The organism is [Mannheimia] succiniciproducens MBEL55E (genome assembly GCF_000007745.1).
GTDB classification, from domain to species: Bacteria; Pseudomonadota; Gammaproteobacteria; order Enterobacterales; family Pasteurellaceae; genus Basfia; species Basfia succiniciproducens.
Map to the genome: position 1 here is coordinate 922,115 of NC_006300.1, position 25,820 is coordinate 947,934.

At 42.7% G+C, this 25,820-nt stretch carries 22 protein-coding genes, 2 tRNA genes, 1 other RNA gene and 1 pseudogene; 11 read left to right on the plus strand and 15 right to left on the minus strand.

All coding sequences use genetic code 11. The annotated features are described in order from the left end of the window. Positions 1-17: 17 nt before the first annotated feature. On the plus strand, positions 18-728 hold the full coding sequence (gene gloB, locus MS_RS04370) for a hydroxyacylglutathione hydrolase (RefSeq protein ID WP_011200123.1): 711 nt from the start codon (positions 18-20) through the stop codon (positions 726-728). A gap of 52 nt (positions 729-780) precedes the next feature. Beyond that, entirely contained in the window at positions 781-1,668 is an 888-nt protein-coding gene (locus MS_RS04375; RefSeq protein WP_011200124.1) for a Dyp-type peroxidase, read from the plus strand. A 94-nt stretch (positions 1,669-1,762) separates the two neighbouring features. Here the strand turns inward: MS_RS04375 and tesB are convergent, their stop codons facing one another. Then, entirely contained in the window at positions 1,763-2,623 is an 861-nt protein-coding gene (gene tesB, locus MS_RS04380; protein WP_011200125.1) for an acyl-CoA thioesterase II, read from the minus strand. A 135-nt stretch (positions 2,624-2,758) separates the two neighbouring features. Between tesB and ffs the strand changes: the two genes are divergently transcribed. Next, positions 2,759-2,852, plus strand: an RNA gene (gene ffs / locus MS_RS11000) — signal recognition particle sRNA small type. A 31-nt stretch (positions 2,853-2,883) separates the two neighbouring features. Here the strand turns inward: ffs and cydC are convergent. The 7 genes and pseudogenes from cydC to idnD form a co-directional block, all read right to left on the minus strand. Further along, positions 2,884-4,614, minus strand: coding sequence for a heme ABC transporter ATP-binding protein/permease CydC (gene cydC, locus MS_RS04385; RefSeq protein WP_011200126.1), 1,731 nt, complete (start codon positions 4,612-4,614; stop codon positions 2,884-2,886). 43 nt (positions 4,615-4,657) lie between these two features. Next, the gene (gene cydD, locus MS_RS04390) at positions 4,658-6,418 is read right to left on the minus strand and encodes a heme ABC transporter permease/ATP-binding protein CydD (RefSeq protein WP_011200127.1); all 1,761 of its coding nucleotides are present in this window, start codon (positions 6,416-6,418) and stop codon (positions 4,658-4,660) included. A gap of 102 nt (positions 6,419-6,520) precedes the next feature. After that, positions 6,521-7,477 (minus strand): thioredoxin-disulfide reductase, encoded by a 957-nt coding sequence (gene trxB / locus MS_RS04395; RefSeq protein ID WP_011200128.1) that lies wholly within the window; start codon positions 7,475-7,477, stop codon positions 6,521-6,523. Between the two features lie 66 nt (positions 7,478-7,543). Beyond that, complete coding sequence (locus tag MS_RS04400; RefSeq protein WP_041639674.1) at positions 7,544-8,404, minus strand: co-chaperone YbbN; 861 nt, start codon at positions 8,402-8,404, stop codon at positions 7,544-7,546. 163 nt (positions 8,405-8,567) lie between these two features. Next, positions 8,568-9,918 (minus strand): annotated as a pseudogene (locus tag MS_RS04405) (GntP family permease). A gap of 27 nt (positions 9,919-9,945) precedes the next feature. Beyond that, positions 9,946-10,710: a gluconate 5-dehydrogenase gene (gene idnO / locus MS_RS04410; protein ID WP_041639675.1), complete on the minus strand. Its 765-nt coding sequence runs from the start codon at positions 10,708-10,710 to the stop codon at positions 9,946-9,948. Positions 10,711-10,720: 10 nt separating this feature from the next. Next, positions 10,721-11,761 (minus strand): L-idonate 5-dehydrogenase, encoded by a 1,041-nt coding sequence (gene idnD, locus MS_RS04415; protein ID WP_041639676.1) that lies wholly within the window; start codon positions 11,759-11,761, stop codon positions 10,721-10,723. A 220-nt stretch (positions 11,762-11,981) separates the two neighbouring features. On the opposite strand from idnD, the gene MS_RS04420 reads away from it, so the two are divergent. Further along, entirely contained in the window at positions 11,982-12,497 is a 516-nt protein-coding gene (locus MS_RS04420) for a gluconokinase (protein ID WP_011200134.1), read from the plus strand. 220 nt (positions 12,498-12,717) lie between these two features. Here MS_RS04420 and MS_RS04425 read toward each other — a convergent pair. The 4 genes from MS_RS04425 to dacB all read right to left on the minus strand — a co-directional run bounded on the left by MS_RS04425 (position 12,718) and on the right by dacB (position 15,239). Then, positions 12,718-12,804 (minus strand) — tRNA-Leu (locus tag MS_RS04425). A gap of 18 nt (positions 12,805-12,822) precedes the next feature. Beyond that, a tRNA-Gly gene (locus MS_RS04430) sits at positions 12,823-12,898 on the minus strand. A gap of 184 nt (positions 12,899-13,082) precedes the next feature. Then, a complete protein-coding gene (gene pgsA, locus MS_RS04435; protein WP_041639677.1) occupies positions 13,083-13,640 on the minus strand; it encodes a CDP-diacylglycerol--glycerol-3-phosphate 3-phosphatidyltransferase in 558 nt (185 codons plus the stop codon). A gap of 171 nt (positions 13,641-13,811) precedes the next feature. After that, a complete protein-coding gene (gene dacB / locus MS_RS04440; RefSeq protein WP_011200137.1) occupies positions 13,812-15,239 on the minus strand; it encodes a serine-type D-Ala-D-Ala carboxypeptidase in 1,428 nt (475 codons plus the stop codon). Between the two features lie 175 nt (positions 15,240-15,414). Here dacB and greA point away from each other — a divergent pair, with 175 nt between their 5' ends. Next, positions 15,415-15,891: a transcription elongation factor GreA gene (greA, locus tag MS_RS04445; RefSeq protein WP_011200138.1), complete on the plus strand. Its 477-nt coding sequence runs from the start codon at positions 15,415-15,417 to the stop codon at positions 15,889-15,891. A gap of 61 nt (positions 15,892-15,952) precedes the next feature. Here greA and yhbY read toward each other — a convergent pair whose 3' ends face one another. Then, positions 15,953-16,255 (minus strand): ribosome assembly RNA-binding protein YhbY, encoded by a 303-nt coding sequence (yhbY, locus tag MS_RS04450; protein ID WP_041639678.1) that lies wholly within the window; start codon positions 16,253-16,255, stop codon positions 15,953-15,955. A 118-nt stretch (positions 16,256-16,373) separates the two neighbouring features. On the opposite strand from yhbY, the gene rlmE reads away from it, so the two are divergent. From rlmE to yfaE, 6 genes are all read left to right on the plus strand, one after another. Further along, the gene (gene rlmE / locus MS_RS04455) at positions 16,374-17,000 is read left to right on the plus strand and encodes a 23S rRNA (uridine(2552)-2'-O)-methyltransferase RlmE (protein WP_011200140.1); all 627 of its coding nucleotides are present in this window, start codon (positions 16,374-16,376) and stop codon (positions 16,998-17,000) included. A gap of 129 nt (positions 17,001-17,129) precedes the next feature. Continuing rightward, entirely contained in the window at positions 17,130-19,025 is a 1,896-nt protein-coding gene (gene ftsH / locus MS_RS04460; RefSeq protein ID WP_041640175.1) for an ATP-dependent zinc metalloprotease FtsH, read from the plus strand. A gap of 175 nt (positions 19,026-19,200) precedes the next feature. After that, positions 19,201-20,028, plus strand: a complete 828-nt coding sequence (folP, locus tag MS_RS04465) for a dihydropteroate synthase (RefSeq protein WP_011200143.1) — start codon at positions 19,201-19,203, stop codon at positions 20,026-20,028. A gap of 35 nt (positions 20,029-20,063) precedes the next feature. Beyond that, entirely contained in the window at positions 20,064-21,398 is a 1,335-nt protein-coding gene (gene glmM, locus MS_RS04470) for a phosphoglucosamine mutase (protein WP_011200144.1), read from the plus strand. Between the two features lie 213 nt (positions 21,399-21,611). Continuing rightward, complete coding sequence (gene nrdB / locus MS_RS04475) at positions 21,612-22,742, plus strand: class Ia ribonucleoside-diphosphate reductase subunit beta (RefSeq protein WP_011200145.1); 1,131 nt, start codon at positions 21,612-21,614, stop codon at positions 22,740-22,742. Between the two features lie 105 nt (positions 22,743-22,847). After that, positions 22,848-23,111, plus strand: a complete 264-nt coding sequence (gene yfaE / locus MS_RS04480; RefSeq protein WP_011200146.1) for a class I ribonucleotide reductase maintenance protein YfaE — start codon at positions 22,848-22,850, stop codon at positions 23,109-23,111. Positions 23,112-23,173: 62 nt separating this feature from the next. Here the strand turns inward: yfaE and MS_RS04485 are convergent, their stop codons facing one another. Together MS_RS04485 and dapB are read right to left on the minus strand one after the other, a co-directional pair. Continuing rightward, a complete protein-coding gene (locus tag MS_RS04485) occupies positions 23,174-24,634 on the minus strand; it encodes a DASS family sodium-coupled anion symporter (RefSeq protein WP_011200147.1) in 1,461 nt (486 codons plus the stop codon). Positions 24,635-25,006: 372 nt separating this feature from the next. Then, positions 25,007-25,819 (minus strand): 4-hydroxy-tetrahydrodipicolinate reductase, encoded by an 813-nt coding sequence (gene dapB, locus MS_RS04490; protein WP_011200148.1) that lies wholly within the window; start codon positions 25,817-25,819, stop codon positions 25,007-25,009. Between the last annotated feature and the right edge of the window lies 1 nt (position 25,820).

Here is a 25,820-nt window from a genome sequence, read left to right on the forward strand (position 1 = left end):
TAGAAATAGGACGTTTTATGCTAGTTCCAATACCTGCTCTTAATGATAACTATATTTGGCTCTACGGGCGAGAAAATTTGCCGGTTATTGCGATAGATGTTGCAGAATGTAAAAATTTATCGGCATATTTAACGCAGCATCATTTGCAACTAGAAGCCGTCTTATTAACTCATTATCACGACGATCATACCGGCGGTGTGGAAGAATTAAAGCGCTATTATCCCGATATTCCCGTTTACGGACCTGCCGAAACCGCCGATAAAGGCGCAACACATATTGTTAACGAGGGAAATATCCAAACCGCACATTATCGGATTGAAGTTGTTCCCAGCGGCGGACATACGGCAAATCATGTCAGCTATCTTATTGATAATCATCTGTTTTGCGGCGATACGTTATTTTCAGCCGGGTGCGGCAGAGTATTTACCGGCGATTACGGGCAAATGTTTGAATCCATAACCCGTTTAAAGCAATTGCCTGACAAAACCGTCATTTGTCCGGCGCATGAATATACGCTGAGTAATTTGGTTTTTGCCGAAGCTTTCGCTCCTAATGAGAAAGTAAAAAGTGCGGTCAAAAATCAACGAATTTCGGTGGAATCGTTACGGGCGCAGAATAAGCCTAGTTTGCCGACCACATTGGCGTTGGAAAAAAACATCAATCCGTTTTTACAGGCTGAAAATTTGGCTGATTTTATTTATTTACGTAAAGCAAAGGACAATTTTTAGGCGGCTTATAGTAGAATATCCGATAACTTATTTATTAATTAAGGAGCTTATCATGACAGTTCAAAGCGGACTTTTATTAGAACATTGTAAGGCGGCAATTTATCTCGAAAGTGAAATTCATAATTTATCGCTAATTCCCAAAGCCTGCCGTCAATTTAATCAGGCGTTAGAGCAATTACGCGAGCAGTATCCCGACGCCATGTTGGGAGCTGTGGTGGCATTCGGTGATAACGCCTGGAAGCGGTTATCGCAAAACAGTGCGCCGGAGCTTAAGTCTTTTGTTGCTTTAGGCAAAGGTAATCTGGCGGCACCGGCGACACAGCAGGATTTATTGGTACATATTCAATCTTTACGGCCTGATGTGAATTTTAGTGCGGCAAAAGCGGCAATGGATGCGTTTGGCGAGGCTATTCGGGTTATGCAGGAAATTCACGGTTTCCGCTGGGTGGAAGAACGTGATTTAACCGGTTTTATTGACGGTACGGAAAATCCGCAAGGTGATGACAGACCTGTAGTCGGCACCATAGCGGAAGGTGAAGATGCCGACGGTAGTTATGTGATGACACAACGCTACGAACATGAATTAGCCAAATGGGAAAAGCTTTCTCAGCATAAGCAGGAACAAGTTATCGGCAGAACTAAGCCGGACAGCGAAGAATTAGATGAAGTGCCGGAAACCTCCCATGTGGGGCGCACGGACTTAAAAGAAGACGGCAAAGGTTTAAAAATCTTGCGTCAAAGTTTACCGTACGGTACGGCGAGCGGTACAAACGGTTTATTCTTTATCGCCTATTGTGCGACTTTGCATAATATCGAACAGCAATTGCTCAGTATGTTCGGCGAGAAAGACGGCAAAACCGACCGTTTGTTAGGGTTTACCAAACCGGTTACCGGCAGCTATTATTTTGCACCGTCACTGGAAAAATTATTATCATTGTAATGCGATAAAGACATCCGCTCTAAAAAGAGCGGATTCGGTATTTTGAGAAAAATAAAATCGGCGGGATTTATTCCGCCATTTGTATTATGGCTTACTATTCAACGTAACGTATAAGCCCTTCTTGTTGAGTGGTGGCAATTAATCGCCCCGCTTTATCGAAAATCTGTCCGCGCGCCAATCCCCGGGCGGCAAAGGCGTTATTACTTTCAATGGCGTACAACAACCAATCGTTTAGGTCAAAAGAACGATGGAACCAAATGCTGTGGTCAATGGTAGCCACCTTCATTCCTTTTTGTAAAAAGCCTTTCGCATGCGGGTGGAGTGCGGTCAAAATACAGTGAAAATCGGAAAAATAAGCTAATAAACATTTTTGGATATTTTGGTCTAACGGTGATTTGCCGTTTGCTCGAACCCAAATGTATTGCTCTGGCGGTAATTCCGTACCGAGGAACGGATTATTAATATATTTCGCACGAATATCAAAAGGACGTTCGGCGGTAAATTTATCCCGTACCGATTCGGGAATATATTGCGCCGCTTTTTTTAATGCGTCGGATTCGGACATGAATTCTTCCGGCGAGCCGATTTCCGGCATCTTAACCTGGTGCTCAAACCCCGATTCTTCAACCTGAAAGGAGGCGGTTACATGGCAAATAGGATGACCGTACTGAATGGCTTTTACCCGCAAGGCGGTAAAATTTCGCCCTTCGCGTAAGGTTTCCACATCATAAATTATTGGCCGCTGACTGTCTCCCGGTGCAAGAAAATAGGCGTGGCAGGAATGGAGCAGGCGATCTTTCGGCGCTACCTGCATCGCGGCGGAAAGTGCCTGAGCGACTACTTGCCCGCCAAAAACCTGACGGAAACCGAGATCCTGACAGCCGCCGCGAAATAATGCGTCATCTAATTGTTCTAATTTCAGCAAATGAATAAGATTGTCTAATACTTCTGACATATTATGTTCCTTGGTTATTCTGTGCGTGGGTAAACTTTAGCCGCTTAAGTATAAACCCTGGATAAAGATTTGCAATCATCGGGGAGTTATTGCATAATGAGCGCCATTAACCGCAAGGTTAAGTCTATGGAGGCCCTCTTGGTTCCTCGCAATGATGTTCGGTTTATTAGGTCAGGTTCGGAAGAAAGCAGCCGGAGTCGAGATTTTCGTGTGCCGAGATCAAGCTGGGAGGGTCTCCACCCAACTCAACCCCTTCTTTTCTAAATTCTCTCTACTAATTTTTTAAAGAATCCGTTATTTTTACTGTTCAATTCCTGATATGAACCTTTTTCCACTAAATTTGTATCATCGATCACACAAATTTGATCAAATTGTTCGATTGCGGTTAAACGATGAGTTACCATAATCAGCGTTTTATTGGCGCTATGTTGCATAAGTAAACGTAGAATCCGGCGCTCGGTTTCGCGATCTAATCCTTCAGTTGGTTCGTCCAATAATAAAATCGGCGATTCATTAAGTAAGATTCGAGCCAACCCCAAACGGCGCTGTTCGCCGCCGGAAAGCGGGCGACCGCCTTCGCCTAACCAAAGGTCTAATCCCGATTTCTGCTCTAGCAATTTGGCTAAACCTACCTGAACCAGTACTTCCCGCATTTTCAGATCATCGATCTTTGTTTTGTTGGCAATTTGCAGATTGTTGCGCAAGGTATCGCTAAAGGTGTGTACCCGCTGGGTTAAAAAGCAGATATTTTCACGCAAACATTGTTCGCTATAAGCATGAATAGGTTGCTCCGCCAATAAAATCTCACCTTGCGAAGGGTTATAATTGCGCACCAGCAATTGCAACAAAGTGGATTTTCCGCTACCGGTTTTACCGAGAACTGCGACTTTTTGTCCTTTGCGAATCGTTAAACTAAGCCCGTTCAATGCGCAGGAGGTTCTTTCAGGGTAACTAAAAGAAACATCTTTAAGGCGAATTAAATCCGCAGTGGCGGAAAGTGCGGTCTGTTTTCCGCTAAATTTGACCAACGGCGGTTGGCTGATAATTTCGGTTACCCGATCCGCCGAAGCGATTACCTGACCGATATGCAGAAATGCCGCGCCGATAGGCATCAGAATTTCAAATGCGGCAAGCGCGGAAAAGGCAAATAACGCAAGTAAAGCGGCTTTGTATTCGCCTGTGCCTAAATCTATATGAGCCGCCGCCCATAAGGTAACGGCTAAAATCAGCCCGTTGGCAAAAAGTAAAATCGCACTGGATAAACCCGCCAGATTTGTTTCCCGCTGTTGATAAGCTTGCCATTCCGATTCGGTATTTGCCAGGTTTTGTTTTATTTTGTCTTCCGCGTTAAATAGTAACAATTCGGCCTGTGCTTGAATGAATTCAACAAATTGTGAACGATAAGTCGCTCGGGAAAGCGTGAGTTTCTTACCGAATTTTGTTCCTAATTTGTAGAAAACGGTAGGAATAACCAGCAATAAAACCAGTAAAGTAATACCGATAAATAGCGCCACAGGTAAATTGATAAAACTCAGACCAACGGTTATCAGGACAATAACAAAAATGGCGCTGACAAAAGGCGCAATAAGGCGGAGATATAAGCTATCCAGCGTATCTACATCGGCGACCAGACGGTTTAACAGATCGGAATTACGATAACGGTTCAATACCGCCGGACTAAGCGGAATGATTTTACCGAATACCTGAACGCGTAATTTTGACAAAATACGAAATGTCGCGTCATGGGTAACTATCTTTTCAAAATAGCGGGCAACGGTTCGCCCGATTGCCAGCCCCCGAACGGCGGATGAAGGATAAAAAAAGTTGAATAAGGTTCCGGCGCCGGCAATTGCGGTCGCCGCTAAAAACCAGCCTGACAGCGTAAGCAAGCCGATACTGGCGGCTAGGCCGAGAATCATCAAAATAACGCCAAGAATTAATGGAAATTTGGCATATTTGAATAAAGTTAAAAAGGGAATGAGTGAACGCATTGTTATCCTTTAAAATTTCGTAAATTTGTACCGCACTTTTATGTCAGGCAACATCTGTATTACGTTGTGCGAGCAATTCGGCGAAATAGCCCTCGTTTTGTAGTTGTTCGAATATTCCTTGCTGAACGATTTCACCGCTTTGCATTACCAGAATTTGATCGCATTGTTTTAAATCTTCGATACGATGGGTAATCATTAAGGTGGTCTGGGTTTGGCTGATTTGATTTAACGCCTGCAAAACCTGATTTTCCGATTGCGCATCAAGGCTTGCCGTCGGTTCGTCAAGCAGCAATAGCGAACCTTGACGCAATAACGCGCGGGCAATGGCTAAGCGTTGAGCCTGCCCAACGGAAATGCCCGTACCGCCGTCTTTTATTTCATAGTCTAAACCTAATTTATCGGTAAATTCCGTTGCTTTGGCTTGCTTTAAGGCTTGAGCGATTTCTTCTTCACTTGCCTGAATTTCACCCAATAATAGGTTTTCTTTAATGGATCCTTGCAATAGTAACGGGTTTTGCCCGACCCAAGCGATATGTTTGCGCCATTGAGTGGGTTCCAGCCGGTTCAGCTCGATACCGTTAACGGTTAAGCTGCCTTCATAGGGCAGAAAACCCAATAAAGCGTTCATTAAAGAAGTTTTGCCTGCCCCGCTTTGCCCAACTAATGCCGTATGACTTAAAGGCGATAAGCTAAAGTTTAGCGGTTTGGTTAAGGCTTGTCCTTGTGGCGAGTTGATGACTAAATTTTCCGCCTTAATTTCCAATGCCGTTGTTTCGTTCAGTTGTCGGGTTTGTGTTGCCGAATGTAATTCTTTTTGTTCTAAAAATTCTACAATGCTGTCGGCGGCGCCGATTGCCGCGGCTCGATCATGGTAATAGGTGCCGAGGTCACGCAACGGCTGATAGAATTCGGGGGCGAGAATTAGGCAGAAAAAGCCGGCAAACAAGGTCAGGCTTGTATCGTAAGTGCCAAAATTAATTTGCCCCAAATAGCTGAAACCAAAATATACCGCCATAATGGCAATGGAAATTGAGGTGAAGAATTCTAATACCGCCGAGGATAAAAACGCCATTTTCAATACATCCATGGTAGTTTTGCGGTAGGCTTCGGTGCCGATTTCAATGTGATTGGTCTGTTGTTCGGCGCGATCAAATAAACGCAGGGTTTCCAAACCTTTCAGTCGATCCAGAAACTGTGCGCTTAACCGGGCTAAAGTTGTCATATTTTTTTGGCTGCTATCGGCGGCGGCTAATCCTACAATAATCATAAACACAGGCACTAAAGGCGCGGTCGCCATTAAGATAAAACCCGCCGCCCAGTTAATAGGGAAAACGGCAATTAAAATAACAACGGGCGCTATTACGGAAAGCATTTGTTGCGGCAGGTAACGGGAATAAAAATTGTGCAGGTTTTCGACCTGTTCTAACATGAGAGTCGCCCAACTGCCGGCCGGTTTATTATTAATTACGGCGGGACCGACCTGATGAATTTTCTCAAGAATCCGGCGGCGGATAATATTGCGTAGCTGTTGTCCGCATTTAAAGCCGATACGTTCACGCAGCCATAAAATCAGCGCGCGTAATGTAAATCCAATCGCTAAGCCGAAAAAGTGCGGTAATAATTCGCGGGGTTTTGTGTCGAGCATGACCAGATCGTTTAATAATGTGGCAAGCAGCCAAGTCTGCAACACAAGAATCACGGAAGAAGTACTTGCAAGCAAGATGTTGAGATTAAGTAATTTTTTTACCGGTTGTTGTTGTGCACGTAACCATTTGAAAAGATACCGTTGGCGTGTTTTTTCCATACAAAATAAATAGCGCTTTGCCTAAAGACAGATTATTGCTGCGTAAAAAGTAAAATAAAGTGCGGTCGGTTTTTTGCGAATTTCTAACCGCACTTTTAAGGATTATGCTTCTAATGCGTCTAAATAACGTTCTGCATCAAGAGCCGCCATACAACCGGTACCGGCTGAAGTAATAGCCTGGCGATAATTATGATCCATTACATCGCCCGCTGCAAAAATGCCTTCGACGGACGTAGCGGTGGCATTACCGTTTAAGCCGGATTTCACCACGATATAACCGTTATTTAATTCCAGCTGATCGGCGAAAATTGCCGTATTAGGCGCATGACCGATTGCTACAAATAAACCGTCGATTTTTATTTCTTCGGTATTTTCCGATTGGGTGTCTTTCAGACGAACGCCGGTTACACCCATGTTATCACCCAGTACTTCGTCTAAATTGCGGTTGGTATGCAAAATGATCTTGCCTTCTTCCACTTTTTTGTATAAACGGTCAATGAGGATTTTTTCCGCACGGAACGCATCGCGACGGTGAACCAAATGCACTTCGCTGGCAATGTTGGCTAAATAGAGCGCTTCTTCAACGGCAGTATTGCCTCCGCCGATGACGGCAACAGGTTTATTGCGATAGAAGAATCCGTCGCAGGTCGCGCAGGCGGAAACGCCGCGGCCTTTGTATTCCGTTTCGGAAGGCAAGCCTAAGTAACGGGCGGAAGCGCCGGTTGCAATAATCAATGCATCGCAACTAAAGGTTTGCACATCGCCGTACAGTTTGAACGGGCGGGATGAAAAATCAACACGATTAATATGATCAAATACGATTTCAGTATCGAATTTTTCCGCATGTTGCAACATACGCTGCATTAATTCGGGACCGGTTGTTTCTGCGAAATCGCCGGGCCAGTTTTCAATTTCGGTGGTGGTCGTCAATTGACCGCCTTGTTCCAAACCCGTGACCAAAACGGGGTTCAAATTTGCGCGAGCGGCGTAAATTGCGGCGGTATAACCGGCAGGACCGGAACCTAAAATCAGTAATTTGCTGTGTTTAATATCAGACATAAAGATCCTTTGATAAAATATAATAAACGGTTTTTGTATTATAGAGTCTTCAAGGTTGTAAATCCATTAGTACAATAACGAATACAACAATCGGCGATACTTATTAGTGAGCGGATCATTATTGCCGATGGCTGAAAGAATAGATAAAAATTGCTGTTTTACTTCGCCGTTTTGCGCAGATAAATCCTGTTTTAAAATGTTAAACAGCAGTTCTAAGGCTTCTTCGTTACGATTTGCCTGATGCAACTGAACCGCCAGTTTCAGGGCTATTTCAGTTGTTGGTTTTTTGGAAAAGTCAGCTTGCAATTGCTGAATTTCCGGGGTGTCGGCGGCTTTAATCAATAATTCGATTTGCGCTTGTAAACCATGCCAACGGCTGTCTCTGTCCTGTAACGGGATTTTATTGAGAATTTCCGTCGCCGGTTCTGTTTTTTTCATGGCAATGTAGGTTTCGGCGTAGAGTAGAGCAATGTCGCTGTTTTTCCGTTCGGATAATTCCCAGGCTTCTTTCAGCAATGGAAGTGCTTTGTCGTAATCTTCCGCTTGTAAAAAGTCCAAAGCTAAATTGAACTTAATTTCTTCTTCTTTCGGCAAAATTTGCGATAAGCGCTGTTTGAGTTCTTCCTCACTAATAACATTTTGAAAAGCATCGACCGCTTGTGCTTCTTTAAACAGATATGCGGTCGGCAGATTGCGGATTTGGAACTGCATTGCAATAGCCTGCTGAGTTTCGCAGTTGACTTTCGCCAGCGCAAACTGACCTTGATATTGTTCCGCATAACGCTCTAACAGCGTAGTAAATTCAACGGAAGGCTGATGGCTCGGCGCATAAAATACCAACACCAACGGGTGCTCTTTTGAAAGCTGCAATGTGTCGTTAAGATTTTGTTCTGTAATTTCAATGAGGTATTGTTTTAACGCTTGCATAATTATCTCTTGTTTATTGATTAAGTCGGGGGATTGTAGCATAGAAATCCGTTAATAAAAATGTGGCTGGCAGCGGTGTTTGACAACGGTGAAAAGAAATATAAAAGGCTTGCGAAAGTGCTAACAGTTGCAAGCCTTGTAGAAAGTTATAAGGAAATGATTATTAGAAGATTATGCTACCGACATAGGCGATGATAAAACCGACAATACCGATCAGCGTTTCTTGTACGGTCCAGGTTTTTAACATGGTTTTGGTATCGATTTCCAGGAAACGGCTGACTAACCAGAAACCAGAGTCATTTACGTGTGCCAATACGGTTGCTCCGGAAGCGATGGATATAACGATAAAACATAAATCCATTTGGCTTAAACTTGGATCCGCTGCTACCATCGGTGAAATTAATGCTGCGGTTGTGGTGAGCGCGACTGTTGCAGAACCTTGCGCCACACGCAAAGCAGAGGAAATAATGAATGCGGCGACAATCACCGGCATACCGGTATGACCCAATGTGGAAGCAAGTACTTCACCTATACCGCTGGCACGTAAAACACCACCAAACATACCGCCGGCACCGGTTACCAATACGATTGCACAGATAGGCCCTAAGGAACTGTCACAAATTTTCTCAATTTGTTCATAGCTACGCTGGTTTTTTAATAATACGATGGAAACAATCAATGTAATGAGTAGTGCAATCGGTGTTTTACCCAGTAGACGAAGCGTTTCTACCCATAATTGCGAACCGTCAATTACTTTTGCAACGGCTAAAGTATTTAACACCGTATCCAGCATAATTAATACCGAGCGGCAGCAGTAATATTAAGATTACTTTTTTGAAACTCGGTGGTGTTAATACCGCAGTTTCATTGATCGGCATTGCATTTAGAAATGCTTTAGGCAGATCCAAATGATATTTTTTACCCAGATGTAAACCGAATAAATATGTAGCAATATACCAGGTAGGAATTGCACAAATCAGACCAATAATAGTTAATAAACCAATATTGGCGCCTAACAAATCACCGGCTGCAACAGGGCCGGGGTGAGGTACGGAAAATGCATGCATAACGGCAAACGCACCGGCGGCAGGGAAGGCATAGCGAATCAATGAACCGCCGAATTGTTTTGCTACACTGAAAATAATCGGTAACATAACGACTAAACCGGCATCAAAGAAGATCGGAAACCCGAATAATAATGAGGCGATACCTAATGCTAAAGGCGCTTTTTGTTCACCAAATTTATTGATTAAGGTATCCGCCAAAACTTTTGCACCGCCGGTAATTTCAAGCAAGCGACCGATCATCGCGCCTAAACCGACGAGTAAAGCTACGCTTGCCAAAGTATTACCAAAGCCGTTAAGTAAGGTTGGTAATATTTTATTTATCGGGATGCCTGTTGCCAGAGCGGTTAATAAACTAACAATAGTTAATGCGACAAATGCATGAACTTTAAATTTCATTATCAACAGAAGCAATAAAGCAACTGACGCAATCATAATAAAGATTAACATAATCTATTTCCTTTATTCCTAATATAATCAAACGGCTGCTAACATACCGCCGTCAACGAATAACAGATGTCCGTTGACAAAGTCTGACGCTTTGGATGATAAAAATACCGCCGCGCCAATTAATTCTTTTGGATCGCCCCAACGACCGGCAGGCGTACGTTTGCATAACCAGGATGTAAATTCCTGATTTTCTACTAAAGGTTTGGTCAATTCGGTTGCGAAATAACCCGGAGCGATGCCGTTGACCTGAATGTTATAGCGGGCTAGTTCGACGCACATTCCCCGGGTCAGCATTTTTACCGCACCTTTAGAGGCGGCATAAGGCGTGATAGTGTCACGGCCTAATTCGCTTTGCATTGAACCGATATTGATAATTTTGCCCCGTTGGCGTTTTACCATATATCTGGCAACCGCCTGAGAAATAATAAAAACGGCTTTTTGATTCACACTAATCACATCGTCATAGTCTTTTTCCGGAAATTCACAGAACGGATAACGGCGCTGAATACCCGCATTATTTATCAGTACGTCAATCGGACCGATTTCTTTTTCAATATAATCTATGGTGTCTTGCGCCGCTTTTGAATCGGTTACATCGAAGGCAACGGCATAAGCTTTAAAGCCTTTTGTATTAAAATCTGCGGCAATTTTTTCCGCAGTTTCCAATCGAGTTCCATGAATAATGATCTCGGCACCATGTTCGGCTAATCCGTTTGCCAATAAATTACCAATACCACGAGTGGAACCGGTAATTAAAATTCGTTTATTCTTTAAAGAAAAGAGTTCACTCATTTTTTGCTCCTCATTCAAATGAAAGTTGCACTTTAGAAATATTATCTTTATCACCGGCGATAATTAAGGCTTTTTCTAATTCCGTATATGGGAAGGTTGCCGATAGTAATGGCAACGGATTGACTTTGCCCGAACTTAACCATTCTACCGAAGTGTTAAATTCTTCAATAAATCTGAATGAACCTTTCAGACAAATTTCTTTGGCAATCAATGTCATGATAGGAAACTCGGGAATCGCTCCGCCCATGCCGATTTGAATAATGGTGCCTCTTGCTTTTGTAACCGCAAGGCAGCGTTCAATCGAAGAAGGATGACCGGAAGCCTCAAACGAAACGTCAAATTCACCTTTATGTGCCATGTATTCGGAGAAATCATCCTTTGCGTTTAATGCTTTGGTAGCCCCCATTTCCAAGGCAAGATCCAGACAGCGTCGGCTTAAATCGGAAACCACAATTTCTTTTGCACCGCTGGCTTTAATTGCTGCAACCGCCAAGCAGCCGATTGGCCCGACACCGGAAACAAACACGCGTTTGCCCGCAAGATCTCCGGCTTGTTTTGCTGCATGAATAGTCACCGCGAGAGGTTCGGCAAATGCCATAATGTCATCAGAAACATCCTGCGGATAATCAATACATTGACTGTTATCAACTACTTTATATTGGGTAAAGCCGCCGTCAACATGAGGGTTGTACATAGCGCTACCGAAAAAACGCATCGTTTCGCATTGATTGGTATCGCCGGATAAACAGTATTTACAGGTTAAACAGGGCTTACTCGGATTAATAGCCACTTTTTGACCGACATATAAGTCAGGTGCATTGGTTTTAACTACCGTACCGATAACTTCATGGCCAAGAATCATCGGATGTTTAATTTCATAATTACCGACTTTCCCGTATTGATAGTAATGCAAATCAGAGCCGCAAATACCGCCGCGGGTGATTTTAACTAAAGTTTGTTCTTTACTGGACTCGTCATAATTAATGGATTGTTCCATTACGCCCACGTCTTTAGGGCCTCGGACAACACAAGATAATGTCTTTATTTCCATCATATTCTCCTTTCACTTAATTGGTTACTGGTAACATACATTTTATTCTATAAAACGTAAATATTCAGCGACTGAAATTGTGATCTTGTTCAAATAAATAGCAAAAAATAAGTTTTTAGTACCAGATTAAGCTATTGATAGATGAATTTTTATTGTTATCGGTAACTGTTTAAGGGTATGCTATAAGAAAAGTAGTTAAGATTAAAGAGGAAGTAATATTATGACACAGGGCAAAAGTTTTATTTTGATGGGTGTTTCCAGTACGGGAAAAACTTCCGTGGGTACTGAAGTTGCTCACAGATTGGGATTAAAACTCATCGATGGCGATGATCTGCACCCTAGGGCAAATATTATAAAAATGGGGGAGGGAAAACCTTTAAACGATGAAGATCGTGCACCATGGCTAGAGCGTATTCGTGATGCGGCTTTTAGCCTTGAACAAAAAAGTGAAGTGGGCGTTATTATCTGTTCGGCATTAAAGAAAAAATACAGAGATTTAATCCGACAAGGCAACGAAAGAGTTAAATTTCTGTTTCTGTACGGAAGTTATGAATTAATTCTTGAACGAATGCGTCAGCGAAAAGGACATTATATGAAAGAAGAAATGCTGAAAAGCCAATTCGATACATTGGAAGTTCCACAAGCGGATGAAGCCGATGTCATCCATATTGATATTGACGGTAGCTTTGAGGAAGTGGTGCAACGCTGTATAACGGCATTAAAGCCTTATTTATAAAAACATAGTTAAAATAGCTTAACCCGTTAATTTAATAATTAAAAGTGCGGTCAGTTTTTCTGAATTTTTACAACTAATATTCAAGCGGTTATTTAAGAGAAAATAACCGCTTTTTTGGCTTAAAAAACCATTAAAAATGTCTTTTAAGCCCATTTTTATAATGATTTGTCATAAATTCTACAAATTGGAAAGTAACATCTTTAAATAAGATAAGGTATGATGGTGCCCGAGGGCGGACTTGAACCGCCACGACTCGAAAGTCGAGGGATTTTAAATCCCTTGTGTCTACCGATTTCACCACTCGGGCCTATTGAGGCATTTTGTTTGGAGCGGGAAACGAGGCTCGAACTCGCGACCCCGACCTTGGCAAGGTCGTGCTCTACCAACTGAGCTATTCCCGCTTTATTTTGCTACCGGCATTGCCGGTTAACGAGGCACATTTTACGGATTTGTATGTTGATGTCAAACGTTATTTTTGAATAAATTATAGTTTTTTGACTGATTGTTTAAAAATAAGCCAAGTCAAATTATTCTGTTTATTAAAACAACAAAAAAATGAGGTTTTACTTAGTTATTATTAAATTTTTAAGAATTAATTTCTTCTAATAAATAATCTTTTGCCGCTTTTAAATATTGAATCATAGACCAAACCGTAAGAATTGCGGCGATATAAAGTAAAATAATGCCTAATGCTTCCATCCAATATTGATAACGCCATAAAAGGCAACCCAAGGCAAACATTTGCGCTGTTGTTTTCACTTTACCGATCCAGGATACGGCAACGGTCGTACGACTACCGATTTCCGCCATCCATTCACGCAATGCGGAGATAATGATCTCACGGGAAATCATGACGATTGCCGGAATAGTAATCCAGAAAACATGATAATATTCCACAATTAATACCAGCGCCGTCGCAACGATGACTTTATCGGCAACGGGATCCAAAAATGCACCGAATCTGGTGGTTTGTTTCCACTTTCTTGCCAAATAGCCGTCAAACCAGTCGGTAATAGAAGCAACGAAGAAGATTGCGGTAGATAAAAACGCAGACCAGCCAAAAGGCAAATAAAAAGCAATAATCAGGAACGGGATGAGCGCCACCCTAAATAATGTAAGAAATGTCGGAAAATTTAATTTCATAGTCAAGACTGCTACAAAGGAGTAATTAGTGGCTTCATTCTAAAACATATTTTGAGCTTTGAAAAACGGATTTTTATATCTTTAAAAAAGATTTTGAAAATAAAGCCCGCAAAATATGATTTTTCATTTTCGGGCTTTATCGAAAGAATTGATTAGGCTTGATAACGGCTATTAATCGGCATAAAGCGCATTATATAATTTGCTTTCAAATTGGACTAACGGCGCACGTTTTGTTTTATTTTCCAACTCACCGGTGGAATAACCGTTAATGAATTGTACAAAGGCAATACGTTCGCCGCGGGCATTGGTCATAAATCCGGCTAAATTATATACGCCCTTTAACGATCCGGTTTTTGCCAATACGTTTTTTATCAGTGGCGGATTAATTAATGATCCTCGACCGCTGATAGTACCGTCAACACCGGCAACGGGAAAGGAATCCATTAAATGTAACTTGTCTTCGTTACGGGCAATATAATTCAAAGCTTGCAACATTGTATTCGGATCAACCAGATTATGGCGGGAAAGCCCTGACCCATCGGCGATGATGCTGTGCCCGAATTTTATCTTTGCCTGCGTGGAAAGAATACGTTTTAACGCCAATGAACCTAGTTGAAAGGATGCGGGTCGTTTAAACGTATGATAGGCAATGGTACGGAACAACGAATCGGCGATTTGATTATCGGATTTTTTCATCATTTTTTTGATGAGTTCAGGCAGAGGTTTTGATAAATGTTGTGCTAATACCGTGCCTTGTTGAGGTTGATGAGGTTGTTGCACTTGTCCGCTAAATTGAATACCCGCTTGTCTTAATTGACGTTGGACGATTGCCGCCGCATAAGCATCGGTATCCTGCACTGCAAAACTTAACCCGAAAGGTTTGGTTTGGCGGGCGATACAGCCTTTAATCTGATAACGGTTATTATCATGAACTACCGCATCTAATTGACAATAAGGTGCTTCTTCCGCACCGACAACACGAACTTGTCCGAAAACCTGAATAGGGTATTGAGTCGGTACATTGAATTGCACGAATTCACCCACCGATTTATTGGCGTCTAAATTTACATAAAAACAGTTGTTATCTAAATTAACCGCAGCCGGCGGCGAATTAAAGCACATAGTCAAATCGTTCCAAATCCAGCCGGAACCCCGGTCGTGGCTTGCAAAAACAGAGGTATCCAAAATTAAATTACCGTTAATTTGGTTAACGCCCTGTTTTTTTAAGGTGGCGAATAAGCCGTATAATTGACCGGTCGTTAAATCCGGATCGCCGGTAAATTTAACAATCAGATCGCCGTCTAACTGATTATTTTGCACCTTGCCTTGTGTTTGCAAGCTGGTTTCAAAGCGGAACTCATCGCCGAGCGCTAATTTGGCGGCAAGTGCGGTAAAGACTTTTTGCGTACTGGCGGGAAGCATAAAGGTTTGCCCGTTATGATCCGCAATAATTTTATTTTGGTTGATATTTTCGGCGATAAAACCGATGCTTGCCCCTTGCGGAAGTATTTGTGTTAATGGTTGAACATCTATTTGAGCGAATGCAATATTAGAAAATAATAAGCTTGAAGCAAATAGATTTTTAGTAAATTTTGACATAATAGATAAAGTAAAACTGCGGTTATAGTTGCTATTTTTTTTCAGACGAACAATAATAGAGCCCGAAAAAAGATGAGTAAATAACTTTTTCTCTCAATTAACAAATTTTTGATCTAAGCTACGATATTGCCTTTGCCGTATCGTGGTTTTGTTTTGACTTTAAAAAAGGATAATTATGAAGCAAATCCCAATGACAGTACGTGGTGCGGAACTCTTAAAACAAGAATTAGACTTCTTAAAAACAACCCGTCGTCCTGAGATTATTAAAGCTATCGCGGAAGCACGTGAACACGGCGATTTAAAAGAAAATGCGGAATATCATGCGGCCCGTGAACAACAGGGTTTTTGCGAAGGGCGCATTCAAGAAATTGAAAGTAAATTATCAAATTGCCAAATTATCGACGTCACCAAATTGCCGAACAACGGTAAAGTTATTTTTGGTGCAACCGTGGTTTTAGTAAATACCGAAAATGATGACGAAGTGACTTATCAAATCGTCGGTGATGATGAAGCGGATATAAAATCCGGGCTTATCTCGGTAAATTCGCCGATTGCGCGCGGTTTAATCGGTAAAGAAGTGGACGAAACAGTTTCTATTGTCGTTCCCGGCGGCAAAGTAGAATTCGATATTATTGAAGTTAACTATATTTAACGTTTCATTCGTATTCGGACAAAATAAAACTGGCACCTTAAGGTGCCAGTCGCGTCATAGACTATTTTTTAGGTAATTGAATTTTTATATCTTCACTCGGGCGATACAAAACAAGAATATGACCGATTGTTTGTACGGCGCCGGAGCCAGTCTCACGAATAATTGCATCAATGATTAACTGTTTAGTTTCACGATCGGAACCTGCAATTTTCACTTTGATTAGTTCGTGATGGTTCAAGGCGTTGTCGATTTCCGCCAGTACGCCCTCGGTTAACCCATTGTTGCCAAGCATAACAACAGGATTTAAATGATGGGCAAGGCCTTTTAGAAATTGTTTTTGTTTGGTTGATAATGTAATTGACATAGTTAATCCTAAAATGATGAAAAAAGTGCGGTCAAAAAATTGGATTTTTTGATTAAAGCACTTGAACTGAGGAATTCTAACCTTATATTCAGGAAATACCAAAAGATTTATAAGAATTATGGGAAAAAAACGTTCGGCAAGTTCAAGCCGTTGGTTAAATGAACATTTTAAAGATCCATTCGTACAAAAAGCGCATAAACAAAAGTTGCGCTCTCGCGCCTATTTTAAGCTTGACGAAATCCAGCAGTCGGACCGCCTGTTTAAACCGGGCATGACGGTTGTTGATTTAGGTGCGGCGCCGGGCGGTTGGTCGCAATATGTAGTGACGCAAATCGGCGATAAAGGGCGAATTATTGCTTGCGATATTTTAGATATGGATCCTATCGTAGGCGTTGATTTTTTGCAGGGCGATTTCCGCGACGAAAATGTATTGGCTGCGTTATTGGATCGGGTCGGCGAAGATCAGGTCGATGTCGTCATGTCGGATATGGCGCCTAACTTCAGCGGAATGCCTTCGGTGGATATTCCAAGAGCCATGTATCTTGTGGAATTGGCGTTGGATATGTGCAAGCAAGTGCTTGCCAAGAAAGGCAGCTTTGTGGTTAAAGTTTTCCAGGGCGAGGGATTCGATGAATATTTGAGAGAAATCCGCTCGCTGTTTACCACGGTAAAAGTGCGTAAACCTGAGGCATCCCGAGATCGTTCCCGTGAAGTTTACATTGTTGCGACGGGGTATCGCGGTTAGTTTTTTTACAGGTTAAATTTCAAGTGATAGACACCTATTATGCGATTAATAGTTTTGTTTAGCACGGAAAATATAGTAAGCTAAATAACAATTTATTAACTTAAACAACGAGGTCAAACCTTGAACGATATGGTCAAAAACATAATACTTTGGGTGGTTGTTGCAGTCGTAATGATGACGGCATACCAAGGTTTTAGCTCTAGCGCGAACGGTTCGGCGGTAGATTATACAACGTTCGTTACGGATGTCGGAAATAATCAGATTGCCCAAGCCCGTTTTGAAGACACGGAAATTCTTGTCACTAAAACGGACGGCTCAAAATATTCGACGGTTATGCCGATTTATGACGATAAGATTTTGAACGATCTGCTTAACAAAAAAGTGAAAGTAGAAGGCACAATGCCGGAAAAACGCGGATTGTTATCGCAAATTCTCATTTCCTGGTTCCCGATGCTGTTTTTAATCGGCGTGTGGTTATTCTTCATGCGTCAAATGCAAGGTGGCGGCGGCAAAGCCATGAGCTTTGGTAAAAGCCGTGCCAAAATGTTGACGAAAGAGCAGATTAAGACCACGTTTGCCGATGTCGCCGGTTGCGATGAAGCGAAAGAAGAAGTGGGGGAAATCGTTGATTTTCTGCGCGATCCCGGTAAATTCCAGAAATTGGGCGGTAAAATTCCTAAAGGGATTTTAATGGTCGGCCCGCCGGGCACGGGTAAAACCTTAATCGCAAAAGCCATTGCCGGTGAAGCGAAAGTGCCTTTCTTCACCATTTCGGGTTCTGACTTCGTTGAGATGTTCGTGGGTGTCGGTGCTTCTCGTGTGCGCGATATGTTCGAACAGGCCAAGAAAAACGCACCTTGTTTGATTTTTATTGACGAGATTGATGCGGTAGGTCGCCAACGTGGTGCTGGGCTTGGCGGCGGTCATGATGAACGCGAACAAACCCTCAACCAAATGTTAGTTGAAATGGACGGTTTTGAAGGTAACGAAGGGGTAATCGTTATTGCCGCGACAAACCGTCCGGACGTACTGGACCCGGCATTAACTCGTCCTGGTCGTTTTGACCGTCAGGTTGTTGTCGGTTTGCCGGATGTACGCGGTCGTGAGCAGATTTTAAAAGTACATATGCGTAAAGTTCCGATAGGCGCGGATGTGGATGCCATGACTCTTGCGCGCGGTACGCCGGGTTATTCAGGTGCGGATTTAGCCAACTTAGTGAATGAAGCCGCCTTGTTTGCCGCCCGTACTAATAAACGTGTTGTGACAATGCTTGAGTTTGAAAAAGCGAAAGATAAGATCAATATGGGGCCGGAACGCCGCACTATGATCATGACGGATAAACAAAAAGAATCAACGGCTTATCACGAAGCCGGTCATGCGATTGTGGGCTATTTGGTGCCTGAGCATGATCCTGTTCACAAAGTGACGATTATTCCTCGCGGCCGAGCGCTGGGCGTGACCTTCTTCTTACCGGAAGGCGACCAAATCAGTGTGAGCCAAAAACAATTGGAAAGCAAGTTATCCACACTTTATGCCGGACGTTTAGCGGAAGATCTCATTTACGGCGAAGAAAATATTTCAACCGGGGCATCGAACGATATTAAAGTTGCGACCAATATCGCGCGTAATATGGTGACGCAATGGGGTTTCTCAGACAAACTGGGGCCGATTCTTTATACCGAAGATGACGGTGAAGTATTCCTTGGCCGCTCAATGGCTAAAGCGAAGCATATGTCTGATGAAACGGCGCATATTATTGATGAAGAAGTACGTGAGATCGTCGCAAGAAACTACGATCGCGCAAGACAGTTACTAATTGATAATATGGATATTTTGCACGCCATGAAAGATGCGTTAGTAAAATACGAAACCATTGAAGAAATACAAATTAAGCAATTAATGAATCGTGAAGCGGTGACACCGCCGGCAGGTTGGGAAGATCATTCGAGTGCGGATAATTCTTCTTCAAATACGGCTGAAACGGAGCCTTCGGAAAATGAAACCGAAGAAAACTCAGTAAACTAATTGTATGAATATAAAGCCTTTTTAGTGAAAAACTAAAAAGGCTTTTTTGTTATTTGTAATATTTGGCATATAATTACGCCGCATCACTAAGGTGAGGATCTCTCTTTTGAGAATCTCGTAAATGTTTAAAATTTCCGGTTTTTTGACCGCACTTTTCAATTATTGAGATAAAAAAATGAAACTTTATGCGAACAATAAAGTATTAGATTTGTCTATGCCTAAGGTAATGGGAATTCTTAATTTTACGCCGGATTCGTTTTCGGATAGCGGTCGGTTTTTTCAATTGGATAAAGCCCTTGCGCAGGTTGAGAAAATGGTGAAAGCCGGTGCTTCCATTATTGATATCGGTGGTGAGTCCACGCGTCCGATGGCGGAAGAAGTTACATTAGAGCAAGAACTTGAGCGCGTGGTTCCGCTGGTGGAAGCCGTTCGTCAACGTTTCGATTGCTGGATTTCCGTGGATACCTCAAAAGCGCAGGTAATGTGCGAAAGTGCGAAAGTCGGTATGGATATTATTAATGATATCCGCGCCCTGCAAGAGCCTGATGCGCTGGAAACGGCGGTTAAATCAGGATTGCCGGTTTGTCTTATGCATATGCAGGGGCAACCGAGAACAATGCAAACGAATCCGCATTATGACAATGTGGTGTCGGAGGTGTTGGAATTTTTGCAAAATCGTACCGCACTTTGCTTACAGGCGGGAATGAATCCGCAAAATATCATTTGGGATATGGGGTTCGGTTTCGGTAAAACCGTTCAGCATAATTATAAGCTGTTGCAACAGCTATCCGTTTTTGCAGCACAAGGGTACCCCGTTTTAGCTGGATTATCGCGAAAATCCATGATTGGTGCGGTGTTGGATAAAACAGTGGAACAGAGAGTAACCGGTAGCGTTACAGCGGCGCTTATTGCGGCAATGAACGGCGCAACGATTTTACGCGTACATGATGTTGAGGAAACAATGGATGCGCTCAAAATCTGGCAAGCAACTTTACAGGCTTAATTAAACTTAAATACAGAAGGATAAAGGAATTAAAAATGGCAGAACGTAAATATTTTGGTACTGACGGTGTGCGAGGTAAAGTAGGAACTTTTCCTATTACTCCGGATTTCGCATTAAAACTGGGGTGGGCGGCAGGTAAGGTCCTTGCTTCACAAGGTTCTCGCCAAGTATTAATCGGCAAAGATACCCGAATTTCGGGCTATATGCTGGAATCGGCACTTGAAGCCGGTTTAGCCGCAGCAGGGTTGTCCGCCGCATTTATCGGTCCGATGCCGACTCCCGCAGTGGCTTATTTAACCCGCACATTCCGGGCGGAAGCGGGTATTGTGATTTCCGCATCGCATAATCCTTATTATGATAACGGTATTAAATTCTTTTCCGCACAAGGTACAAAATTACCCGATGAAATCGAAGAAGCAATCGAAGCTATGCTAGAACAACCTATTGATTGCGTGGAATCGGCGGAATTAGGGCGTGCGAGTCGTATTAAAGATGCGGCGGGACGTTATATTGAGTTCTGTAAAGGTACTTTCCCGACCGAATTAAGTTTATCCGGTTATAAAATCGTGGTGGACTGTGCTAACGGCGCAACTTATCACATCGCACCGAATGTTATGCGTGAGCTGGGTGCCGAGGTGATTGAAATCGGTACTTCGCCAAATGGTATGAATATCAATGAAAAATGCGGCGCAACCGATATAAAAGCATTAAAAGCAAAAGTGCTGGAAACCAAAGCGGATGTCGGTCTTGCTTATGATGGTGACGGTGACCGCATTATGATGGTGGATCATTTAGGAAATGTGGTAGACGGCGACCAGATTTTATTTATTATCGCTCGAGAAGACTTACGTGCCGGTAAATTAAAAGGCGGTGTTGTGGGTACATTAATGAGTAACATGAGCCTGGAAATTTCCCTTAAAACGCTAGGTATTCCGTTTATTCGCGCGAATGTCGGTGATCGTTATGTGCTGGAAAAAATGGTTGAAAACGATTGGAAATTAGGCGGCGAAAACTCCGGGCATATTATTATTGCGGATAAAAATACTACCGGTGACGGCATTATCGCCTCATTAGCGGTTCTGACCGCTATGGCGCAACATAAATTGTCATTAAACGAATTGGCGAGCGCAGTAAAATTATTTCCGCAGGTCTTGATTAATGTGCGTTTTAGCGGCGGAACAAATCCGTTAGAAAGCGATGCGGTGAAAGCCGTGGCGGCGGAAGTGGAAAAACGTTTAGCCGGAAAAGGTCGGATTTTATTACGTAAATCCGGTACGGAACCTCTAATCCGGGTTATGGTGGAATGTTCGGATGCCGAATTAGCCCGTAAATCCGCTGAAGAAATTGTCGAAGCGGTAAAAGCAAACTAAAGTAAGTTGATTTTTTTACTGATTTGCGAAAGCCAAGAGATAATAATCTTGGCTTTTTTATCGATATTTAATAATAAAAGTGCGGTGGATTTTGGCTGATTTTTTGTTTGGGTCGGGTTAAAGAGTCATTTTCAAAAACAAAAATCACTTAGATTTTAGCTTAACTTCAGGTAGAATACGACGCACAATTTAAATTTCCCTCAGTGAGGTAACATGGCATACACCACTTTCTCTCAAAATAAAAACGATCAACTAAAAGAGCCGATGTTCTTTGGCCAAAACGTGAATGTTTCACGTTATGATCAACAAAAATATGAAACATTTGAAAAACTTATAGAAAAACAACTTTCATTTTTCTGGCGCCCGGAAGAGGTGGATGTTGCCCAGGATCGTATTGATTACGCAGCACTGCCGGAACATGAAAAACATATTTTTATCAGTAACTTAAAATATCAAACCTTATTGGATTCGATTCAAGGCCGCAGTCCGAATGTGGCGTTATTACCGTTAGTATCAATTCCCGAATTAGAAACCTGGATTGAAACCTGGACGTTTAGTGAAACCATTCACAGCCGTTCTTACACGCATATTATTCGCAATATCGTGAACGATCCGTCCGTTGTATTTGACGATATCGTTACCAACGAAGAAATTATTAAGCGTGCGAAAGATATTTCGGCTTATTATGACGACTTAATCCGTGACAGTCAGCTTTATAACCTGTTCGGTGAAGGTACCTATAAAGTAGAAGGTAAAGAATGTAAAGTGACGTTGCGTAACTTGAAAAAGCAACTTTATCTTTGCTTAATGAGCGTGAATGCCCTGGAAGCAATCCGTTTTTACGTGTCTTTTGCCTGTTCGTTCGCTTTTGCGGAACGTCAATTAATGGAAGGCAATGCAAAAATCATTAAATTTATTGCCCGTGATGAAGCCTTACATTTAACCGGAACTCAGCATATTCTGAATATTATGGCTGCTGGTCAGGATGACCCGGAAATGGCGGAAATTGCCGAAGAATGTAAACAGGAAGCTTATGACTTATTCTTAGCTGCGGCGGAACAGGAAAAAGCCTGGGCGGATTATTTATTCAAAGACGGTTCAATGATCGGCTTGAACAAAGATATTTTGGTGCAATATGTGGAATATATCACCAATATCCGTATGCAGGCGGTCGGCTTGCCGTTGCCTTTCCAGGCGCGTTCAAATCCTATTCCTTGGATTAACGCTTGGTTGGTATCGGATAATGTTCAGGTGGCGCCGCAGGAAGTTGAAATCAGCTCATATTTAATCGGTCAAATCGATTCAAAAGTCGATACCAGTGATTTTGGCGATTTCGATCTTTAAATTAAAAAGTGCGGTGAAATTTTGCAAATTTTTACCGCACTTTATTTTTTAGGGTTTGTTTATAAAAGATAAACAGACCCGAGTGTTTTTTTAATCGTACTTTTCATGAAAATCTATCAAGTCCGTATCGAAAATTATCAACTGACTTTTAGTCACAATAATAAAGCCTCGTTGTTATCCGAGTTGGAAGCTTTAGGCTTAAAACCCGAATATCAATGTCGTTCGGGTTATTGCGGTTCCTGTCGGGTGAAATTGAAAAAAGGCAGGGTTTCCTATAAGGAATTGCCCCTTGCCTTTGTAAACCCTGATGAGATTTTGCTTTGCTGTTGTCAGGCGGAAGAGGATTTGGAAATAGAATTGCTATCCTAGTTGTGAAGAAAGGCGTTCAATCGAGCGCCTTCTTTTTTGATATTGGTTAATTGGTTAGCGGATTACCACCAGCCTAAAAGTTTCATCCAGACACCGCCGACGCTGAACCAAATGGCAAGTGACAGGATTGAAACGGCAAAACTCACGCCCCACCATTGACCGGTTGAGTTATAACCCGAACCATATAATGCGGGGCCGGGACCGCCGGCATATTGAGTTAAGCTCATGGATAATGTTGATGTGTAGCCTAATCCGATTGCTGCGATTATCGGCGGCGTACCCACAGCGATAGCCGCCGCTACAAATGCCAGGTACATGGCGGAAATATGCGCCATTGCGGAGGCAAAGAAATAGCGGGTATAGAAATAAACCAGCACTAAAATCGTAAAGGCAACAGGCCAGCTAAACGAGCCTACCGAATCGGCAATATGGGTTGAAATCCAGCTAATTGTGCCGTATTTATTTAATGCGTTAGCCATCATCACCAATACGGCAAACCAGAACATGGTATCCCATGCGGCGGTTTCCGAGATGATATTTTTCCAGCTCATAATATTGGTTAATAATAAGATAACCAGACCGACAAAGGCGGAAACGGTGGCGGGAATATGGAAAACCAGGTCACCTACCGTCCATAATAGCAATAATAAGATGAAGTCTAACGCAAGGATCCATTCGGCTTGGCTCATTTTCCCCATGCTGTTTAGTTCTTCTCTTGCCATTTCCGCCATTTTCGGCGTATCTTTCAATTCCGGCGGATAAATGAGATAAACGAAATAAGGTAATAAAATCAGGCTCACGATACCGGGAACGATAGCACCTAAAAACCAGGTCATCCAGGTAATTTCAACACCTTGTGATTTGGCTAATTCGGCAATTAACGGGTTGCCCGCCATGGCGGTTAAGAACATGGTACAAACAATGGTATCAATTTGTGAAACGGCAATGGCCAGGAATGCGCCGGCACGTCTTGCGGTCGGCCCCGGTTTGGAGTTGTAGGCATCTGCAATGGATTGCATAATCGGGTACATAATACCGCCGCCGCGAGCCGAAGCGGAAGGAATACCCGGGCCGATCACGACATCGGCCAGGGCGATACCATAAGCCACCCCCATCATTCTTTTGCCGAAACGGGCAACGAAGTAGAGGGCTATACGTTTACCTAAACCGGTTTTGATAACGGCTCGGGATAAAAACATGGCAATTGCGATTAGCCAGATTGTGCCGTTGGAAAAACCGGATAACATACCTACTTCGCCTTTAGCCGGCGATAGCGGCGTGAGTCCGCTTAATCCGCTGATGACTAAGGCGACTAATGTTGCCGCTCCCATAGGCATTGCTTTGGCAATAATAGCCACAATGGTCGCCACAAATAAGGCAAACATGCCCCAAGCTTTAGTCGATAATCCTTCCGGTGTAGGAATTAACAAAATGGCAATTCCCACAAGGACTGCAATTAACAAACCTTGCAGCTTGAAGCCGAGTCTTACTTCAACTTTTGGTGCTGACGTTTGAATATTCATAATGATTTCTTCTCTGTACTTAAAACAAAAAGGAATACCTCAAGATATTCCTTACCTATTATTATAAAACTGATGAAATTTTTATTTCATGCAATTTTTCTACGATTCCTGTAGCGATACAAAACTAGCATAACTCTAAAGGGTAATAAAATAATTTATATGATTTTGTTGATTTAGGTGAAAACTCTTTAATTTTTTGACTAAATTATGTTCATTAATTTATAAAATCCGTAAAAAATTATTTATAATCCATTACAAATGGTCGTTTTTCTAAGCGTTGATATTGCGGATTCAAAAATCACTATTTTTTGACCGCACTTTTTATCAAGGAATAAAAAAGAGCCTTTAAAGGCTCTTTTAACATCATAGAAATTAAAGATTATTCAGATCCAGCACATCGGTCATGTCGAACAGACCTATTTGTTTATTCGCCAGCCATTTAGCCGCACGCACGGCGCCGTTGGCGAATGTCATACGGCTTGATGCTTTATGGGAAATCTCCACTCTTTCGCCGATATCGGCAAACCAAACGGTATGTTCGCCCACAACGTCGGCTGCGCGAATAGTTGAAAAGCCGATATCGGTTCGTTTGCGTTCGCCGGTGATGCCTTCGCGTGAGAAAACTCCGTTTACTTTTAAATCACGACCGAGGGTTTTGGCAATATGTTCGCCCATTGAAAGCGCCGTGCCGGACGGCGCATCTACTTTATGACGGTGGTGGGCTTCAATAATTTCAATGTCACTGTAATCACCCATCACTTTGGCGGCTTTTTCCAACAGTTTGAAAACGAGATTGACACCGACACTATAATTAGAGGCAAAAACAATAGCCGTTTTTTCAGCGGCTTTGCCGATAGCCTGTTTGCCCGCATCATCAAACCCGGTCGTGCCTAAAATCAATTTTTTATTATTGGCGACACAAAATTTAATATGTTCTAGAGATCCTTCCGGACGGGTGAAGTCGATAATAATATCGAATTTATCTTTTTCGGCGGCAAGATCTTCGGCAACTTTAATACCTAATTCGCCGAGTCCCGCTAATTCGCCTGCATCGGCACCGATTAAGGAAGAACCTTTACGCTCAAATGCGGCGCCTAATTCCACGCCTTCCGCCGCTTGAACGGCCTGAATAAGCTGACGTCCCATACGTCCGCCCGCGCCAACGATTGCAAGTTTTAATGTCATG

Excerpts from the sequence above, each read along its gene's own strand:
- gloB (WP_011200123.1), top strand. The coding sequence starts at position 18 with ATGCTAGTTCCAATACCTGCTCTTAATGATAACTATATTTGGCTCTAC.
- MS_RS04375 (WP_011200124.1), top strand. The coding sequence starts at position 781 with ATGACAGTTCAAAGCGGACTTTTATTAGAACATTGTAAGGCGGCAATT.
- tesB (WP_011200125.1), bottom strand. The coding sequence starts at position 2,623 with ATGTCAGAAGTATTAGACAATCTTATTCATTTGCTGAAATTAGAACAA.
- cydC (WP_011200126.1), bottom strand. The coding sequence starts at position 4,614 with ATGCGTTCACTCATTCCCTTTTTAACTTTATTCAAATATGCCAAATTT.
- cydD (WP_011200127.1), bottom strand. The coding sequence starts at position 6,418 with ATGGAAAAAACACGCCAACGGTATCTTTTCAAATGGTTACGTGCACAA.
- trxB (WP_011200128.1), bottom strand. The coding sequence starts at position 7,477 with ATGTCTGATATTAAACACAGCAAATTACTGATTTTAGGTTCCGGTCCT.
- MS_RS04400 (WP_041639674.1), bottom strand. The coding sequence starts at position 8,404 with ATGCAAGCGTTAAAACAATACCTCATTGAAATTACAGAACAAAATCTT.
- idnO (WP_041639675.1), bottom strand. The coding sequence starts at position 10,710 with ATGAGTGAACTCTTTTCTTTAAAGAATAAACGAATTTTAATTACCGGT.
- idnD (WP_041639676.1), bottom strand. The coding sequence starts at position 11,761 with ATGGAAATAAAGACATTATCTTGTGTTGTCCGAGGCCCTAAAGACGTG.
- MS_RS04420 (WP_011200134.1), top strand. The coding sequence starts at position 11,982 with ATGACACAGGGCAAAAGTTTTATTTTGATGGGTGTTTCCAGTACGGGA.
- pgsA (WP_041639677.1), bottom strand. The coding sequence starts at position 13,640 with ATGAAATTAAATTTTCCGACATTTCTTACATTATTTAGGGTGGCGCTC.
- dacB (WP_011200137.1), bottom strand. The coding sequence starts at position 15,239 with ATGTCAAAATTTACTAAAAATCTATTTGCTTCAAGCTTATTATTTTCT.
- greA (WP_011200138.1), top strand. The coding sequence starts at position 15,415 with ATGAAGCAAATCCCAATGACAGTACGTGGTGCGGAACTCTTAAAACAA.
- yhbY (WP_041639678.1), bottom strand. The coding sequence starts at position 16,255 with ATGTCAATTACATTATCAACCAAACAAAAACAATTTCTAAAAGGCCTT.
- rlmE (WP_011200140.1), top strand. The coding sequence starts at position 16,374 with ATGGGAAAAAAACGTTCGGCAAGTTCAAGCCGTTGGTTAAATGAACAT.
- ftsH (WP_041640175.1), top strand. The coding sequence starts at position 17,130 with ATGGTCAAAAACATAATACTTTGGGTGGTTGTTGCAGTCGTAATGATG.
- folP (WP_011200143.1), top strand. The coding sequence starts at position 19,201 with ATGAAACTTTATGCGAACAATAAAGTATTAGATTTGTCTATGCCTAAG.
- glmM (WP_011200144.1), top strand. The coding sequence starts at position 20,064 with ATGGCAGAACGTAAATATTTTGGTACTGACGGTGTGCGAGGTAAAGTA.
- nrdB (WP_011200145.1), top strand. The coding sequence starts at position 21,612 with ATGGCATACACCACTTTCTCTCAAAATAAAAACGATCAACTAAAAGAG.
- yfaE (WP_011200146.1), top strand. The coding sequence starts at position 22,848 with ATGAAAATCTATCAAGTCCGTATCGAAAATTATCAACTGACTTTTAGT.
- MS_RS04485 (WP_011200147.1), bottom strand. The coding sequence starts at position 24,634 with ATGAATATTCAAACGTCAGCACCAAAAGTTGAAGTAAGACTCGGCTTC.
- dapB (WP_011200148.1), bottom strand. The coding sequence starts at position 25,819 with ATGACATTAAAACTTGCAATCGTTGGCGCGGGCGGACGTATGGGACGT.